Below are 16684 nucleotides of genomic sequence, written 5' to 3'. Positions count from 1 at the left end.
CGGCGCCTGTGCGCCCGGTTTTAATGATCAATCAATTGCCGATCTGTGCTTCGACCTTGAGGAACTCGGTATTGCCAAGCAACTGTCCGAAGTCCATGTCGAACCAGTTGACGCCTGCCTCGTCCGCATAGTGGCGCGCAACCCATGGGTGCGCTGCGCGTGCACTGCTCGGCTGGTAACGGTTGATGTTCTTCAGGCCTAAGGTATTGCGCACCAGCAGGGCCGCATTGACGCCAAAATCGTGATGCGGGATCAGCAGGCGGCAGTCTGCATGCTCGGGTGTCACGCCCTGCCCCATGAAATCGGCAAAGTCGCTCACGGCAAACAGGTTGCCGCGGATGTTGGCAACGCCGCGAAACCATCGGCACGCACCGGGGACTTTGACGATGGGCGGAACCGGGATCACTTCCTCCGTATCGGACAGGCTCACCAGCCAGTTCACGTCACCCACGCGAAAACCCAGTCGCGAACCGGAGTTGTCGCGGCTGGCCGCCGCCTGCAACTGCTGCGAAAGCTGGGTCTGAAATTCGCGCAGATTGAATTTCTTGGCCATGGTGGTGTGCTTAGCCCAAGGCCTTGATTTGCGACAGCAGGTCTTCCGGCTTCACAGGCTTCACCAGGTAGGCTTTCGCACCCTGGCGCATGCCCCATACCTTGTCGGTTTCCTGGCCCTTGGTGGTGCACATGATGACCGGGATATGCTTGGTCGCATCTTCCTTGGTAATCATGCGGGTAGCCTGATAGCCGTTCATGCCGGGCATCACGACGTCCATCACGATCAGGTCGGGCAGGGTCTGTTTGGCCTGGGCGACAGCTTCCTCGCCGCTTTCGGCCATGCTGACCAGATAGCCATTCTTGACCAGCAACTCGGACAGGAAAAAGCGCTCGGTGGGAGAATCATCCACAACCAGAATTCGGCTGATCGCCATAGTTATGCTCCTAGAAGAAAATTAAGCGCCTGCGCACGTATGCTCGCGCACCGCCGTCAGCAGCGTATCCTTGGTAAACGGCTTGGTCAGGTATTCATCGGACCCCACCATGCGGCCGCGTGCCCGGTCGAACAATCCGTCCTTGGACGACAGCATGATGACGGGCGTGGTGCGGTACTTGGCATTGCGCTTGATCAGAGAGCAGGTCTGGTAGCCGTCGAGTCGCGGCATCATGATGTCGACAAACACCACGTCCGGCTCGTGGTCGGTGATCTTGGCCAGCGCGTCGAAACCGTCCTGCGCCAGGATGACTTCACAGCCCGCCTGGTTCAGGAAGATTTCTGCGCTGCGGCGTATGGTGTTGCTGTCATCGATGACCATCACCTTGACGCCTTTCAATGCTTCATTGTCCACACGTTTCTCCAGCAGGGTCATCGGGGAACGGCACGTGCCACCCCCTGTGTGGTAAACATTACGGCACCGGTCCGCGCTTCTTTAGTGCATGCGCATCGAGGATCAGGTGGGCAACAAAAAGGGCGTTGCAACGCAACGCCCTTTTCTCCGGCCTGGAATCGATACCTTACTGCTGCCAGGCATCCCCGCTGGACTTCTTCTCAACCCCGGCCACCGCGCTCATGGTTTCGAGAATGGTGTTGGGCAGNGAGGAAATCCGCATGAATTGCCCCATCCCGACGTCCGGGAACGCCAGCGCGATGCGGAAGCGGCCGTGCGGCGACTCCACCTCCTTGTCGACCACATAAATCTCGTAGGGCAGGCCGGCGACATTGTTCTGCATGTCGATTTTCTTGATCCAGTCGCCGTCGCTGTTCTCGCCATCATTCATCGCCACGCCAAATACGGCCAGCTTGCGATTGGGCATCACGACTTCGTAGATTTTGGCCGTCTTGCCGACGCCTCTGGCCAGATTGTCGCGCACGGTTTTCAACGCCTCGGCAAAGCTGCCATATTCGGCCAGCTTGTTCTTCGGCGAATCGAGGCGCTCCATGCCGATCATGTAGCGGTAGTTGGCCAGACTGCTGGCCGATTCGTCACCGCCCAAGCCCTTACCGGCGCCCAGCGCATCCTGCAGGCGCGCCTGCAGGGCCTTGACTGCGTCTTCCTTCTTGGCGAAGGCTTTGCGGAAATAGGCGCGATACCAATAGTCGGGATTGGTGTACGCCACACTGCCGTCCGCAGCCACCCCCACGCGGATCGCCGCACCCAGGATGGCATTCCCNCCGACCGACCCCACTTCGTCGAGCATGGCCTCATCCGTGGCGATGACCACGCCATACCCCGCCAGGGTTTTAGGGAAATACTTGCCGACCACCTTGAAACCACCGGTCTTGAGCTTGGACTCGACAGCCGTCGCTGCCGCCTGCACGTTTCCTCCCTTTACCGAATCGCCTTGGAGATAAGGGGAAATCGCCCATACGCTTGTCGAGAAAACAAACAGAACCCACGTTGTCATCCACCGCATCATCATTATCGTCTCCTGATTTATATGTACCCCGTTTTTTGTCTTACCGTACCATTGACAGGGCGCCATATAGTATCCCACTCTGTTCGAAGCGGGATTCGATAGGCCAACGTAACTATCGCCCATTCCGACGCTTTACTTGAGCGGGCAGATGACGAATCCGAGTTTTAAAACGCCACCATCTCGAAATCGTCCTTGCGCGCACCGCAATCGGGGCATGTCCAGTTGATCGGCACGTCTTCCCAACGCGTGCCGGGCGGAATTCCATCCTCGGGCGCACCGCTTTCCTCGTGGTAGATGTAGCCGCAGATCAGGCACATCCAGCTTTTGTATTCAGGGGTTTCGGACATGGGGTAGAGCCTATTCCAGTAAAAATCATGCCCCGCGCCGGTTGCCTGCGGGATGCAGTGCAAGGCGCGGGGGCGAAGTGTAGCCATTCTCCATGAGCCACCCGCAACGCGGCAATGCGCCCGCAGGCAACCGGCCCTTCGGGTTGAGACCAGGATCGGCGTCTGCGACGTTGCAGCGCTTGGCAAGGGACGACCCTTGCCGGCGCACTGCGCCTTGCATCCATCCGGTCCTGGTCTCAACGCGGGGCATGATTTCTACTGGAGTAGGCTCTTGGGTAATCGGCTAAAATTGGAGATTGATTTTAAAGCAGTGACGCCATGCCGCCTATTTTCACCCCCAAACCCGCGCCGCCGCTGGTGCTCAGTTTCGCCGCGTCCGACCCGACCGGCGGCGCAGGCATCCAGGCCGACCTGTTGACGCTGGCCAGCATGGGCTGCCATCCCTTGTCGGTGATCACCGCGCTCACCGTGCAGGATACCGCCGGCGTCGACGAGATCCTGGTGATCGACGCCGAGTGGGTGGCCGATCAGGCACGCATGCTGCTGGAAGACGTACCGGTGGCCGCGTTCAAGCTCGGCATGCTGGGAAGCGCCGAATCGATCGCGGTGATCGCCGAGATCCTGGCCGACTATCCGGATATTCCGGTCATCCTCGATCCGGTGTTGGCTTCCGGGCGCGGCGACGAACTCGCCAATGACGACATGATCGCCGCCATGCGCGACCTGCTGATTCCGCAGACCAGCGTCCTCACGCCGAACAGCCACGAGGCGCGGCGGCTGGCGCTGTTCGAATCGGACGAGGACGACATGGACCTCGCCGCTTGCGCCAAGCATTTGACCGATCTCGGCTGCGAGTATGTCCTCGTCACCGGCACCCACGAGGCCACGCCGCGCGTGTTGAACAGCCTGTACGACGCCGACGGCCACGTGCAGACCGACGCCTGGGACCGCCTGCCCGGCAGTTACCACGGTTCGGGCTGCACGCTTGCCTCGGCCATCGCCGCCGCCCTGGCCTACGGCCAGGACGTCCCGCAGGCGGTACGCGACGCGCAGAATTTCACCTATGAATCCCTGAAGGCTGCGTTCCGGCCCGGCATGGGCCAATACATCCCCGAGCGTTTCTTCTGGGCACAGGACGGGCAGGCCGAAGGCAATGCCTGATTCTTGCCATGCGTGAATTTCCGAGCGGCATCTACGCCCTCACCTCCGAAACGGCCGACACCGAGCAGCTGCTGACGCAGGTCGAGGCGGCGCTTGCCGGCGGCGTCGCCGCGGTGCAGTACCGTGACAAATCGGATGACGTCGCACGCCGCCACGAACAGGCCAGCGAACTGGTCGCGCTGTGTCGCCGCTTCGGCGTGCCGCTGATCGTCAACGACGACCTTCGGCTGGCCGACCTGACGGACGCCGACGGCGTGCACCTGGGACGCGATGACGGCAGCCTGCGCGAAGCGCGCATCATCCTCGGCAAGGACAAACTCATCGGCGCGTCGTGCTACCAGGACATCGAACTGGCGCAGGCAGCCCAGGCCACGGGCGCCGACTACGTGGCCTTCGGCAGTTTCTTTGCGTCGCCCACCGCCGGCCGCACCGCGCGCCGGCCTCGACCTGCTGCGCGACGCCACGACAGCCATCCAGGTGCCGCTGGTCGCCATCGGCGGCATCACGCTGGCCAACGCGCCGCTGTTGCTCGACGCCGGTGCCGACAGCCTGGCCGTGCTCTCGGCCCTATTCGACGCCCCCGACATCCAAGCCGCTGCGCACGACCTCAATCAATTATTCGAAACCGAATCTGAAGAGTGAACGTCCAACCATGAAAGCAGCCATGACCCGCAATGAACAGCTATTCGAACAGTCGCAGAAAGTCATCCCCGGCGGGGTGAACTCGCCGGTGCGCGCCTTCAAGAGCGTCGGCGGCACCCCGGTATTCTTCAGCCGCGCCAAGGGCTCGCGCGTGTGGGACGCCGACGGCCGCGAATACATCGACTACGTCGGCTCCTGGGGGCCGGCCATTCTTGGCCACGCGCATCCTGGTACGGTGAAGGCAGTGCAGGACGCCGCCGCCAACGGCCTGTCGTTCGGCGCGCCCTCTGAGGCCGAACTCACCATCGCCAACCGCATCACGCAGTTGCTGCCGAGCATTGAAAAGGTACGTCTCGTGTCGTCCGGCACCGAAGCGACCATGAGTGCGATCCGTCTCGCGCGCGGCTTCACCGGCCGTTCCAAGTTCATCAAGTTCGAGGGCTGCTACCACGGCCACGCCGACTTCCTGCTGGTGAAGGCCGGCTCCGGCGCGCTCACCTTCGGCAACCCGACTTCGGCTGGTGTGCCACCGGAAGTTGCGGCACAAACGATCGTGCTGGATTACAACGACGTCGCCGGGCTCGAGCGCACTTTCGCCGAGATCGGCAAGGAGATCGCCTGCATCATCGTCGAGCCTTTCGCGGGCAACATGAACCTGGTGAAGCCGACTGCCGAATTCATGGCCACGATGCGTCGGCTATGCGATGCCCATGGCGCCCTGCTGATCTTCGACGAGGTGATGACTGGCTTCCGCGTCGACCTCGGCTGTGCGCAAAATCTGCTCGGCATCAAGCCGGATCTGACTACGCTTGGCAAGGTGATCGGCGGCGGCATGCCGGTGGGTGCCTTCGGCGGCCGCGCAGACGTGATGGACGCGCTGGCACCAACCGGCCCGGTGTACCAGGCCGGCACGCTGTCCGGCAACCCGGTCGCCGTTGCGGCTGGCCTCGCTACACTGGAAGCGGTGTCCGTGCCAGGTTTCCACACGGCACTCGCCGCCCACACCGAAAAACTGGTGAAGGGCCTCTCCGCCGCCGCAAAAGACGCCGGCGTCACCTTCTGCGCCGACTCGGTCGGCGGCATGTTCGGCCTTTATTTTGCGGCCAAGCCGCCGACGAGCTTCGCCGAGGTGATGCAATGCGACAAGGAGAAGTTCAACCGCTTCTTCCACGCCATGCTCGATCACGGCATCTATCTCGCCCCGTCGGCGTTCGAGGCAGGCTTCGTCTCCGCCGCACACAACGACGCGGACATCGACGCCACGATCAGCGCGGCGCACGAAGTATTCAAGACACTATGAACGACGAACTGTCCCCGGAAGACGAACTGCGCCTCAACGTTCTCTTCAACACCGAACTCAAGGCCGTCCGCATCGACGAGTCGAACATGACGCTGTGGGCGTTGACGCCGCAGGGCGAGGCCAGCGTGCCGCTCAAGCCCACCGAGCGTTCCGACCGCTACCTGAAACGGGTACGCGAGATGCTATCCGGCCACGCCCTGGGTTCGCCCGGCGGCTATCCGGTGCATCTGACGCGTTGGACACGGCAATCGCAGGCTGGACTGTCGACCCAGCATCTGGCGCAACTGCTGCTGATCGCCGAAGAGGAAGCGGTCGTCGCGGTGGTGCACTCGCCTGCACTCACCGACGAGCTCGCACGTTACGCCTGGTGGTGCATGCCAACCATCGAGAACGCACGGCTGATGCTGATGCGCGATGTCGTGTGCCAGGGCAGCATGGGACGCACGCTGGCCGAGTTCCTGGTCGAGCATCTCGCCTTCCTGCACGAGGATGACGTCGGTATTCTCGATACCGTCGCGGTAATGCTGTACTCCGGCGTACTCAGCGATGCTGAACGGCTGTCGATCTGGAAACGCGGCAACAGTCGCAACTCCTATTACGTGGCCTTTCTCGAGCTACAGCCGGACGATCTGCCCAACCCGCGCCCTGCACGGGTCGACCACGCCAGCGTGCCGCAGCTCGCCGGCAATTCCTACGGCGCGATGCTCGACAAGGCCTTGTCCGGACAAGGGCAAACTTTCCTCGCCACCACCGCGACCATTCTCGACCGCCCGGAAATCCAGGAAGTCGTGAATCACACGCTGAATGCGCTGGCCGGATGGTGCGCGCCGCTTCGCCAGGCGGATGAGGCCTCGCGTGCCGCTGCACGTACCGCATTGCTCGCTGCCGCGCCGCAATTCGAAACGGACTGCGCGGCACTGGACGCACTGGCTGCGGTGGATGCCGACACGGTGCGACCGATCTTCCTCAAGACCACGGCCATCGGCTCGCTGATGCGGCGCAAGATCCAGCCTGTCGTCACACCGTTGCTCGACGCTATCGCGGTATTGCGGCGCCAGCCATAAAACGAGAAGCCCTGCGGGCGCAAGCTCGCAGGGCTTCAGGGGCTGGCAAGCTTACTGGCCGAGCGCCGAGTTGATACTGGCGAGAAACTTGTCCGCCTTTTCGAAGCCGATCACCTTGTAGTCCGACTGCGCACCCGTGCCGTCCCAGAAAATGAGGCCGGGCGGCCCGAACAGGTTGAAGCGTTTCAGCAGGGCCTTGTCGGCATCGGTGTTGGCCGTGACGTCGACCTGCAGCAGGACCATCTTGTGCAGGCGGGCCTGCACCTTGGGATCACTGAAGGTCAGGTGTTCCATTTCCTTGCACGACACGCACCAGTCCGCATAAAAATCGAGCATGACTGCCCGGCCCTCGGCCTTGGCCGAGGCCAGCCGGGTATCGAGCTCCGCGACACTCTTCACTCTCTCGAATGCCAGTCCCTCCTGCTCGGCTGCCATCGCAACGCCGCCTGCGCCTCCTTTGAAGACGCTGCCCTTGTAGATCTCCAGCGGCTGCAACAGATCGCGACTGCCCGCCAGCATGCCGAGAATGATCGACAATCCGCCGACCAGCAGCACCACGCCGAGTCCTTTCCACAAACGCTTCCAGCCCGAAGCTTTCTCCGGCAGCGGGTCGAGCGCGTGCAGGTAGATCGCGGATGCGATCAGCAGCACGGCCCACAGCAGCATGTTGATCCAGGCGGGGATGATGGGCGAAATGAGATAAATGGCGATCGCCAGCATCATCACGCCAAAGAAATACTTCACCGCGTTCATCCAGCCGCCGGCACGCGGCAGCAGCGCACCCGCCGACAGGCCCACCAACAGCAAAGGCACGCCCATGCCCAGTGCCAGCACGAACAGCGCGACGCCGCCCAGCGTAGTGTTGCCGGTCTGCGCAATGAAGGCGAGCGCGGCGGCGAGCGGCGGCGCCACGCAGGGGCCGACGATCACGGCCGACAGCGCGCCCATGACGAAGACGCCGACGAAGTTGCCGCCCTTCATCTTGTTGGAGGCGTCGGAGAACTTGCTCTGGATGAAGCTCGGCAGCTGGAGCTCGAAGAAACCGAACATCGACAGCGCCAGCAGCACGAAGATACCTGCGCCGATGCCGAGCGCCCACGGGTTCTGCAGGGCATTCGACAAAAGTGTGCCGGACAGGGCCGCCGCCACGGCCAGCGCGTACGTGATGGCCATGCCCAGCACGTACGCGAGCGAAAGCAGGAAACCGCTGGCCTTGGTCAGTTCCTTGTTCTGTCCAGCGATGATGCCCGAGAGGATCGGGATCATCGGGAACACGCACGGCGTCAACGCCAGCAGCAGACCGAATCCAAAGAAGGTGGCGACGACCGCCCAGAAGCTGCCGCCCTTCAGCACCCGCTCGATCTTCGAGGTATCGGACTCGGCCGCAACGGGTTCGGCCGGCGAGGCAGCCCGGTCGCTCGTCGCAACGGGCGCAGCCACNCCTCCNGCCGTCAGGGAAAAGTCGTGCTTGATCGGCGGGTAGCAGACGCCGACCGCCTCATTGCAGCCCTGCCAGGTTGCGGCCAGCACCAGGGTTTCGTTGCCGGCCAGCGCGCGCGACAGCGCAAGGCTGGCGGAAAAATTATGGTGATATACCTCGGTGCGGCCGAAACTCGGGTCGTCCTTGATGTCGCCCGCAGGCGTGTCGACACGCGTGATCTTGATGTCGGCCGGCGATTTGACAGCGAAGGCGAGCTTGTCGCGATACAGGTAGGTGTTGGCTGTCGGCGCATAGTCCAGCTTGACCGTCTGCGCATCCGGCATGGCCGCCTTGACCAGGAAAGCCTCGTCCGGCGGCAGGAGTTGCGGCATACCGGTATCGCCGCCCAGGCTGCGTAACCGATCCAGCGCGGAGGGCGCGGAAGCTGCCGCACTGGCCGCAGGCAGGGCCACCGCAGCGGCGACGGCCGCGGGCAGCTTGATCGTGACGTTTTCGCTTTGCGGGGTGTAACAGAGGCCGGCATCCGCGCAGCCCTGCGACACCGTTTTCAGGGTCACCGACGTGACGCCCGCGGCACGCTGGATCGGCAATGCGATCCGTACATCCTTGCGGTAGGTTTCGACCGTGCCGAAGTTATCGTCGTGCTTCACCTTGCCGGCAGGCCGTTGGGGCGTGCCCAGGGTGGCGCCGTCGACCTCGAACTTGAACTTGTCGCGATACATGTAGTAGCCGTCGGCGATCTGCCAGCGCGCTTCCAGCGTATTGGCGTCCAGCGCACGTGCCGAGAACTTGAACGCCGCTTCGGGGTCAAGAAAATCTTCGGCGTGGGCCACTGGAAAATGCCCAAGCGCACCCCCAAGTGCGAATAGTGCGCTCAGCAAACGAATCCACTTAATCATGCTTTTCAGTCTCCTTGGCCACCCAGTCGAGGTAAGCGGGCAGGCCATGTGTTATCGGTACGGCAATCAGTTCAGGTACGTCGTAGGGGTGGTGCGCGCGGACAATCGACTCGACCAGCGGGTAGTGTGCCGCGGTGGTTTTGATCAGCAGCGGGATTTCGTCGGCCGTTTCTACCGCACCCCGCCAACGGTAGATGGAGCGGCATGCCGCCAAAACGTTCACGCATGCCGCCGCGCGGCTTTCGATCAATGCGTGCGCCAGTTTCTCGGCATCCGCAACATCGGGTACATTCGTCAAGATTAACAAAGGTTCCATGTCATGCGCTATGGTTGGATTGTGCTACTGCTCCTGTCGTTTCCGGTTCTGGAGGCCATCGGTATTTTCTGGGTGGCCCATGCCATCGGCAGCTGGGTGCTGCTGTTGCTGCTGCTGGCAGCCGTTGCCGGCATCATGCTGATTCGCATCGAACGCGCCGTCTGGGGGCCGCGCCTGCTGTTTTCGCTGCAGTCGGGCGCGCATCCCCTGGCCTCCCTCTTCGCCAGCGGCCGTATTCTCCTCGCGGGCGGCCTGCTTGTCTTCCCCGGCTTCATCAGCGATGCCATCGCACTCGTGCTGCTGCTGATCCCGGGCACCTGGGCCGGCCGCAAGGCGGACCCGATGCGCCCGGCAAACGACGATGTGCTGGAAGGCGAGTTCAAGCGGGAACCGGACGACCTGCTGCGCTGAACCGGATCGTTCAAAACAGCTTCATCTGGCCGCGTTGATGCCCTTCAGGGTGCTTGTGCCCTTCAGGGTGCTTGTGCCCTTCAGGGTACGCCTGCCGGATTTCGCGCAGCAGGTCGTCCGAAGTCGGGTAACGGTATTTCAGCCGCAACTCGCGCGTGGTGCGCGCGTTCGACAACTGGCGCGACTCGCGCAGGAACGACAGCAGCGCTTCGGACAATACCTTTTCCGCTTCGGCGCGGTTCACGCGTGGCGGCCGCGGCAGGCCAAAGGCGTCGGCGCAGCTGTCGAACCAATCCCCCATCTTCAACGGATGCGCGTCGACCGCATGGTAGACGCGCTGTGCGCGCCCNCGGAACAACGCCGCCCACGCCAGACGCGCCAGGTCGTCGGCGTGGATATGGTTGGTATAGCTGTCGTCACGGGCAATCAGCGCGGGCGTGCCGCGCTTGATGCGTTCGAGCGGCAAACGATCGACGGCATAGATACCCGGTGCGCGCAGGATGCTCACCTGCACCCCNTGGACCTCGCCCCAGCTGCGCAGCTGCCGCTCGGCATCCACCCGCCGCACGGCACGGCCGTTCACCGGCGCCACCGGACGCGTTTCGCTGACCCAGTTGCCGCCGCAATCGCCGTACACGCCGCTGGTGCTGATGTACACCAGCGCGCCCGGCTTGCCCCGGCGGGCCAATGCATGCAGCAGCCGGGCCGTGCGCGGATCGGTCGTGCCTTCATTGGGCGGCGGCGCAAAATGGAATACGCCATCGACGCGAGGCAGGCGCTTCAGCGTGGCAGGCGCATCGAGGTCGCCGACATAGGGTGTCACCCCCAACGCGCGCAACGCGGCGGCACGCTCGGGCCGGCGGATCATGCCAATGAAGTCGGCCTGGCCGGCATAGCGTGCCACCAGTCGCTCGGCGACGTCGCCAAATCCTACGATCAAAATCTTTTTCATTGCCTCCGCCTGTAACCCTTGCGCCGCAAGGGTGAAACCCGTCCACTCAGGCGATAATCCGCCGGTTTATCCCCGTATTTTAAGCGCACATCATGCCGTACCAGGTCACCGTCCAGCCCAGTGGGCACCAATTCACCGTCAACGACGACGAAACCATCCTCGAAGCCGCCCTGCGCGAGGGGTTCTCGCTGCCTTATGGCTGCCGCAACGGCGCCTGTGGCGCCTGCAAGGGCAAGGTGCTGTCCGGCCAGCTCGACTACGGCGTGCATTCGGCCAACGCGCTGAAGGACGAGGAGAAAACGCAGGGCCGCGCCTTGTTCTGTCGCGCCAAACCGCTGAGCGACATGGTCATCGAGGCCAAGGAAATCGGTGCTGCCAAGGACATCATGGTGAAAACCCTGCCGTGCCGGGTGGAAAAGCTGGAGAAGCGGGCCGACGACGTGATGGTGGTGAAAATCAAGCTGCCCGCCAACGAACGCCTGCAGTTTCTCGCCGGACAGTACATCGACTTCCAGTTGAAGGACGGCAAGACGCGCAGCTATTCGCTCGCCAACCCGCCGCACGACGATTCGCTGCTGGAGCTGCACATCCGCCACGTGCCGGGCGGTTTCTTCAGCGACCAGGTTTTCACCACCCTGAAGGAACGCGACATCCTGCGTCTGAAAGGCCCGCTCGGCAGCTTTTTCATCCGCGAGGACTCCGACAAGCCAATGATCTTCATCGCCGGCGGCACCGGCTTCGCGCCGATCAAGGGCATGCTGGAGCACGCCTTTGCCGAACACACCGACCGCGAACTGGTGCTGTACTGGNGGGTGCGCTCGCTGAAAGATCTGTACATGGCCGAACTACCACAGCAGTGGCTGGCCGAGCGGCCGAACTTCAGCTTCATCCCGGTGCTGTCCGACCCGCAGCCGGACGATCAGTGGCAGGGACGCACCGGCTACGTGCACGAGGCCGTGCTGGCCGATTTTGCCGATCTGTCGGGCTACCAAGTGTATGCCTGCGGCGCGCCCATCATGGTGGATAACGCGCGCGACAGTTTCGTGAAGACCCGCAAGCTGCCCGAGGACGAATTCTTCGCCGACGCCTTCGTCTACGCAGCCGACACGGAAACGGCAGCCGCGCAATAAAAATGCCCGCTTGAAGCGGGCATCTCGATTCGAGCCTCTTACGATTGAAGGATGGCGTTCCGCTCGAAGCGGGACCGGTTTACAAATCCCCGTGGGCGCCCGCCTGCATGATCTCGATCAGCCCTTCGCGCACTTTCTTGATGCGCGTAGTCAATTCCTGTTGCAGATTCTTTTCCTTCGCCACCAGATCGACGTTGATGTCCGGCATGATCAGCCAGCCCTTGCCGTCGGCATCCTCGATCATCGAGATGCGGCACGGCATGTAGATGGCAAAGTCCATGCTCATGTCGATCAGTTCCTTGGCCGTGACCGCGTCGCAGAACTGGAAAATGGTGATGGTGCGCTGCGGCTTGCCCGTCACCGCTTCCACCTGCTTGGACAACGGCAGTTCCGCGACCAGCTTCAGATTCAGCGCATTGGCCCGCAGGCGCATCGATTGGGCTGCATCGTCGAGACTGACGCCTGGATCGATGGCCACCTTGTAGACGCCGGCAGTCTGGCTCGACTGTTGGGCCTTGGACTCGGCAGCCCAACTGGTGGGTGCAGACAATACCAGGCCGCCCAGCACGATCCCGAACACGGCAAAAAAGGTACGACGCATGGGACACTCCTTCTAAATATTAGAAAACTCTAATGGTACACGCTACACAGGATGGCAACCCCGTACAAACGTGCCAGGCGCCTACTCTAAACCCTACTGCGCACGGCACAATGCCAGCGCTTTCTGATAATGCAGACAGGCTTCGCCGGGTTGGCCGCTCTGGGTCTTGAGCTCGGCCATGCGGATATGGCCGTCGGCACTGGCGGCAATGGCGAGGCTGGCCTCCAGATAGCTCTGCGCCTTGCCCCATAGCTGCTGCACGCTGCACAGCTGCGTCAGCGTCAGCAACAACTGCGCATCGCGTGGCTGTGCATGCAGCCACTTTTCGGCCTGCTCGATCTGCCGGGTCGGGCTGCTGCCGCGTACTTCCCCATACAAGGCCACCAGTTCCTCGTTCCACTCGCGCCCGAGCGCGGTTTCCAGCACATCGAGCGCGGTATCGTGGCCGCCGCGCTGCATGAAGGCACGTGCGCCGGCACGCGCCACCCAGGGNTCGGCCTTGAAATCGACCGGGATTTTCTTCCAGTATTCCAGCAGCCCGCGATCGTCCTCGGCACGGCGCTTGAGATTCTCGGCGTACACCATGCGCCGGCTCTGCGCGGCAACGCCCGGTTCCAGCGCATTGCTTCGGATCAGCGCGTCGAGCAGGCGCTCGGCTTCGTCCCACTGTCCCGTCATCTGCCTCGCCTTGAGTTCGAGCCGCAGCAGCGCGGTGTGCTGCGGAGCCATTTCCTTGGCCCGGTTGATTGCCACCAGCGCCGCCGTGGCGTCCTTGGCGTCGAGACGCGCCTCGGCCTCGAACAGCTGCGCCGCGAGTTCGGCGCCGTGTTCGGTGGCTTCCTGAATGTGCCGCTCGCGCTGCGCGACCGCGCGCATTTCCTGTGCCGCGCGGGCCGCGAGCACGCGTGCCAGGCCGATCCGGGCTTCGTCGCCCAGCCACTGCCCCAGGGATTGTTCGGCATCCTGGTAGCGATATTCGGCATACGCCCGCAGGCCGCCGACGAAATTCTCGTCGCGCTTGCGGGCAGCGCGGCGCTCACGCTGCTCGCGCACGATGCTGGGCAGATTGAGCGTGAGCATGGCCAATCGCAGCAGCACGATGCCGCCGACTATCATCCCGACCACCGCCAGCACGAATCCGATGAAGGATATTTCCATCCGCCACGGCGGGTAGACCAGCACCACGTAGCCGGGGTCGTAGCGCCCCGCCATGGCCAGGGCGACCGCCAACACCGCAATGATGAGAAGCGAGATGAGCCAGCGCAATTTAATGCTCCCCTTGTAGGCATCGAGAGCGGCCAAGCTGGCATCGATGCCGGGCAGCTTGATGGCGATCTGCAGGCTGGAGAGGCGCTTGACCTCCTTGATGGCGTCGGCGACCCCGGCATCGCGCGTATTGAAATAGCGTTCAAGCATGAGCAGCACCGCGCGCAGGTCCGCGCGGAATGCCGCCTGATCCTGCGACAACAGCGCCAACCGCGCCGACAGCAGGCGCAAGCGCAGGTTCTCGCGCAGGAAGTAGGCCTGGTCGGGTGGGAGCAGCACCGCTTCGTTGCCTTCCACGCGGCGGATCTGCACCAGGTGCTTCAGTTCCGACCACAGTTCCTGGCCGAAGTTGGCCGCCCGCACGCTGCGCGGCACGGGCACCGCCTCGGAGGTTTGCGCGCTGGCCAGCGGCCAGTCCATATGATGTGCCACCAAGGCCTCGATGCGTGCGCTCATCCCCACCTCGTCAACCGAGGGCGCCGCCCGTAAATTGGCCAGATCCGAAGCAATGGCACGGCGCAGCGCCGTGAACTGCGGCTTGTTCAGACGCTGCAGACGGGTATCGGCGCCCTCCAGCGCGATGATCGCCGCCTTCACATTGCCTGCCAGCTGCAACTGCTGCGCTGCGGTCAGCAACACCTGTTCGATTTCGGCCAGCGTCCACTGGTCGCGGCCCTGCGCCAGATCCTTGTACAGGGACTCGAGCGCCAGTTGCTGTTGCTGCGAGGTCGCCATCTGGCTTTCGATATGCGAGACCTTTTCGCTGACCTGTCGCATCGCATCGTCGGCATTGCGCGCCAGCAGGCGGGATTCGCTCACATCCTTGCCCGATTCGGCCAGGCGGCGTCCCAACTCGGTCTTCAGGTCGCGGATACGTTCGCGGCTGTCGGACCACGACCACCCTGCCGCAGCCAGCGCCAGCACGGACACCAGCATGGCAACGAGCGGCAGCGCATGCATGCGCGGCTGCGGCGTTGCCACGGGCGTGGCAACAGGCGGTGCGGAGGAGGTTTCGGGCGTGTCATTCATGTTTAGAGCCTGTCTTATTCCTGAACCAGTTAACCAGACCATCCAGTAGGCCTGCGTCGCCCCCGGCGTGGCGACGACGTGCGCAATGCCGAAGCGGCGAGCCGCATCAGCGATTTTCTCATGCGGGACGAAAAGCGGGGTGGCCGCCAGCAGGGGCGCACCCGGCTCGCCCAGCAGCGTCGCCAGATTGTGCAGCGTCTCCGCGCTGGCAACCGTCACCGCATCGATGCCGCCCGCCTGCCAGCGCGCCAGCAGGGCGCAGGGTCGGCGTGGGGACACGTACGCCGATAACACTCCATGAAATGCACGTCGGCACCGCGCGCGCGCAGCGTGTCGGCCATCAGCGCGCGGCCGCCGACCCCGCGCACGATCACCACCTGCCTGCCCGCGACCGCTTGCAATTGCGGCAAGGCCAGCACGGCCTCGCTGTCCTGGCCGTCCGGCGTGACGACATCTTCGACACCCTGCTCCGCCAACGCGCGCGCAGTGCCGGGACCGACCGCAAAACCCGGAGCGCGTCGGGCAAACTGCCGCGTGCGCGGATCGCCGCCATGCCGAATTGTGCGGCATTGGGGCTGATGAAAATTGCGATGTCAGCCCCGGCCAGAGTCGCGAGCGCCGCCGCCAGCCGATCCGCCGCAACTGGTTCGATACCCAGCGCGGGAAACACGAAGGCTGTCCCGCCCGCTGCCGCAACCTTCTGTGCCAGTGCAGTTGCCTGATGGGCTGGCCGCGTCACCAGCACGGTGCGACCGGCCAGAGGCTGTGTCATGTGGCCGGGAGGGCGTCGAGGATGGCACGCGCGCCTTGCGCCAGCAGCTTGTCGGCCAGCATCTGGCCGACCGCTTCGGGATCGGCCGCATCGCCTTCGGCACGATCATGGATGAAGCCGCTGCCGTCCGGATTCGCCACGAAGCCGTTCAGCACCAGTCGCCCCGCCTGCTGCACCGCATGTGCGCCCAATGGCACCTGGCAGCTGCCGCCGAGCACGCGGCTGACCTGGCGCTCGGCGCGCACGCACGCGGCGGTTTCAGGATGGTTCAATGCGGTCAGCATGGCGGCCACCTCGTTGCTACCGCTGCGGATCTCGATGCCGAGGGCACCCTGGCCAGCGGCGGGAATGCTGTCTTCCACGGAAAGCAGGCTCCTGATGCGATCACCCAGTCCGAGTCGTTTGAGGCCGGCGGCAGCCAGCAGGATCGCGTCGAACTGGCCTTCGTCGAGTTTNTTCAGGCGGGTGCCGACGTTGCCGCGCAGCGGCTTCACCGCCAGGTGCGGGTAGCGGGCACGCAACTGGGCTTCGCGGCGCAGGCTGGAGGTGCCGACCACGCTGCCGGGCGGCAGCTCGGACAGGCGTTCATAGCGGTTCGACACGAAGGCGTCGCGCGGGTCCTCGCGCTCGCCGATCACGGCAAGGGCAAAACCCGGCGGCAGTTCCATCGGCACGTCCTTCATCGAATGCACCGCCAGATCGGCCTCGCCGGCCTCCAGCGCCACTTCGAGCTCCTTGACGAACAAGCCCTTGCCGCCGATTTTGGACAGCGTGACGTCGAGGATCTGGTCGCCGCGCGTGGTCATGCCCAGGATGTTCACCGTGCAACCGGGATGCAGCGCGCGCAGGCGATCGCGAATATGCTCGGCCTGCCACATGGCAAGTGCACTTTCACGGGAAGCGATGGTCAGGGTATGCATGGCGGTAGGAATAAACTGTTT

The 16684-nt window shown here is 63.7% G+C and carries 18 protein-coding genes and 1 pseudogene; 6 read left to right on the top strand and 13 right to left on the bottom strand.

Annotation, left to right across the window (positions count from 1 at the left end):
• Positions 1–31: 31 nt before the first annotated feature.
• From HZY77_RS13105 to HZY77_RS13085, 5 genes are all read right to left on the bottom strand, one after another.
• Positions 32–553 (bottom strand): chemotaxis protein CheW, encoded by a 522-nt coding sequence (locus HZY77_RS13105; RefSeq protein WP_296815523.1) that lies wholly within the window; start codon positions 551–553, stop codon positions 32–34.
• Between the two features lie 10 nt (positions 554–563).
• The gene (locus HZY77_RS13100) at positions 564–929 is read right to left on the bottom strand and encodes a response regulator (protein WP_018507283.1); all 366 of its coding nucleotides are present in this window, start codon (positions 927–929) and stop codon (positions 564–566) included.
• Between the two features lie 21 nt (positions 930–950).
• Positions 951–1364: a response regulator gene (locus tag HZY77_RS13095; protein WP_018507284.1), complete on the bottom strand. Its 414-nt coding sequence runs from the start codon at positions 1362–1364 to the stop codon at positions 951–953.
• A gap of 145 nt (positions 1365–1509) precedes the next feature.
• On the bottom strand, positions 1510–2400 hold the full coding sequence (locus tag HZY77_RS13090) for a hypothetical protein (RefSeq protein WP_296815522.1): 891 nt from the start codon (positions 2398–2400) through the stop codon (positions 1510–1512).
• 176 nt (positions 2401–2576) lie between these two features.
• Positions 2577–2759, bottom strand: a complete 183-nt coding sequence (locus HZY77_RS13085; RefSeq protein ID WP_296815519.1) for a rubredoxin — start codon at positions 2757–2759, stop codon at positions 2577–2579.
• A 318-nt stretch (positions 2760–3077) separates the two neighbouring features.
• Between HZY77_RS13085 and HZY77_RS13080 the strand changes: the two genes are divergently transcribed.
• From HZY77_RS13080 to HZY77_RS13065, 4 genes and pseudogenes are all read left to right on the top strand, one after another.
• On the top strand, positions 3078–3920 hold the full coding sequence (locus HZY77_RS13080; protein ID WP_296815516.1) for a hydroxymethylpyrimidine/phosphomethylpyrimidine kinase: 843 nt from the start codon (positions 3078–3080) through the stop codon (positions 3918–3920).
• A gap of 8 nt (positions 3921–3928) precedes the next feature.
• Positions 3929–4562, top strand: a pseudogene (gene thiE, locus HZY77_RS13075) (thiamine phosphate synthase).
• 22 nt (positions 4563–4584) lie between these two features.
• On the top strand, positions 4585–5862 hold the full coding sequence (gene hemL, locus HZY77_RS13070; RefSeq protein WP_296820915.1) for a glutamate-1-semialdehyde 2,1-aminomutase: 1278 nt from the start codon (positions 4585–4587) through the stop codon (positions 5860–5862).
• The gene (locus HZY77_RS13065; protein ID WP_296633900.1) at positions 5859–6926 is read left to right on the top strand and encodes a hypothetical protein; all 1068 of its coding nucleotides are present in this window, start codon (positions 5859–5861) and stop codon (positions 6924–6926) included. Before hemL ends, HZY77_RS13065 begins: the two co-directional genes overlap by 4 nt.
• A 51-nt stretch (positions 6927–6977) precedes the next feature.
• On the opposite strand, the gene dsbD is transcribed toward HZY77_RS13065, so the two are convergent.
• Together dsbD and cutA are read right to left on the bottom strand one after the other, a co-directional pair.
• A complete protein-coding gene (dsbD, locus tag HZY77_RS13060) occupies positions 6978–9266 on the bottom strand; it encodes a protein-disulfide reductase DsbD (protein ID WP_296815513.1) in 2289 nt (762 codons plus the stop codon).
• Positions 9259–9582, bottom strand: a complete 324-nt coding sequence (gene cutA / locus HZY77_RS13055) for a divalent-cation tolerance protein CutA (protein ID WP_296633897.1) — start codon at positions 9580–9582, stop codon at positions 9259–9261. The genes dsbD and cutA overlap by 8 nt, the downstream gene beginning before the upstream one ends.
• Before the next feature lie 3 nt (positions 9583–9585).
• On the opposite strand from cutA, the gene HZY77_RS13050 reads away from it, so the two are divergent.
• Positions 9586–9993, top strand: coding sequence for an FxsA family protein (locus HZY77_RS13050; protein ID WP_296815510.1), 408 nt, complete (start codon positions 9586–9588; stop codon positions 9991–9993).
• Positions 9994–10003: 10 nt separating this feature from the next.
• Here the strand turns inward: HZY77_RS13050 and HZY77_RS13045 are convergent, their stop codons facing one another.
• The gene (locus HZY77_RS13045) at positions 10004–10945 is read right to left on the bottom strand and encodes an SDR family oxidoreductase (RefSeq protein WP_296815507.1); all 942 of its coding nucleotides are present in this window, start codon (positions 10943–10945) and stop codon (positions 10004–10006) included.
• 92 nt (positions 10946–11037) lie between these two features.
• Here HZY77_RS13045 and HZY77_RS13040 point away from each other — a divergent pair, with 92 nt between their 5' ends.
• Positions 11038–12075, top strand: a complete 1038-nt coding sequence (locus tag HZY77_RS13040) for a CDP-6-deoxy-delta-3,4-glucoseen reductase (protein ID WP_296815504.1) — start codon at positions 11038–11040, stop codon at positions 12073–12075.
• Positions 12076–12154: 79 nt separating this feature from the next.
• Here HZY77_RS13040 and HZY77_RS13035 read toward each other — a convergent pair whose 3' ends face one another.
• The 5 genes from HZY77_RS13035 to hemC all read right to left on the bottom strand — a co-directional run bounded on the left by HZY77_RS13035 (position 12155) and on the right by hemC (position 16663).
• Positions 12155–12676, bottom strand: coding sequence for a DUF302 domain-containing protein (locus HZY77_RS13035; RefSeq protein WP_296815501.1), 522 nt, complete (start codon positions 12674–12676; stop codon positions 12155–12157).
• A gap of 93 nt (positions 12677–12769) precedes the next feature.
• Complete coding sequence (locus tag HZY77_RS13030) at positions 12770–15250, bottom strand: uroporphyrinogen-III C-methyltransferase (protein WP_296815499.1); 2481 nt, start codon at positions 15248–15250, stop codon at positions 12770–12772.
• Positions 15187–15447: a uroporphyrinogen-III synthase gene (locus tag HZY77_RS13025; protein ID WP_296815495.1), complete on the bottom strand. Its 261-nt coding sequence runs from the start codon at positions 15445–15447 to the stop codon at positions 15187–15189. The genes HZY77_RS13030 and HZY77_RS13025 overlap by 64 nt, the downstream gene beginning before the upstream one ends.
• A complete protein-coding gene (locus tag HZY77_RS17875) occupies positions 15342–15743 on the bottom strand; it encodes a uroporphyrinogen-III synthase (RefSeq protein WP_363153762.1) in 402 nt (133 codons plus the stop codon). Before HZY77_RS17875 ends, HZY77_RS13025 begins: the two co-directional genes overlap by 106 nt.
• Entirely contained in the window at positions 15740–16663 is a 924-nt protein-coding gene (gene hemC, locus HZY77_RS13020) for a hydroxymethylbilane synthase (RefSeq protein WP_296815490.1), read from the bottom strand. The genes HZY77_RS17875 and hemC overlap by 4 nt, the downstream gene beginning before the upstream one ends.
• Positions 16664–16684: the final 21 nt, after the last annotated feature.

The organism is Thiobacillus sp., from assembly GCF_013693775.1.
Classification (GTDB): Bacteria; Pseudomonadota; Gammaproteobacteria; order Burkholderiales; family Thiobacillaceae; genus Thiobacillus.
This window is presented reverse-complemented; position numbering and strand designations above follow the sequence as displayed.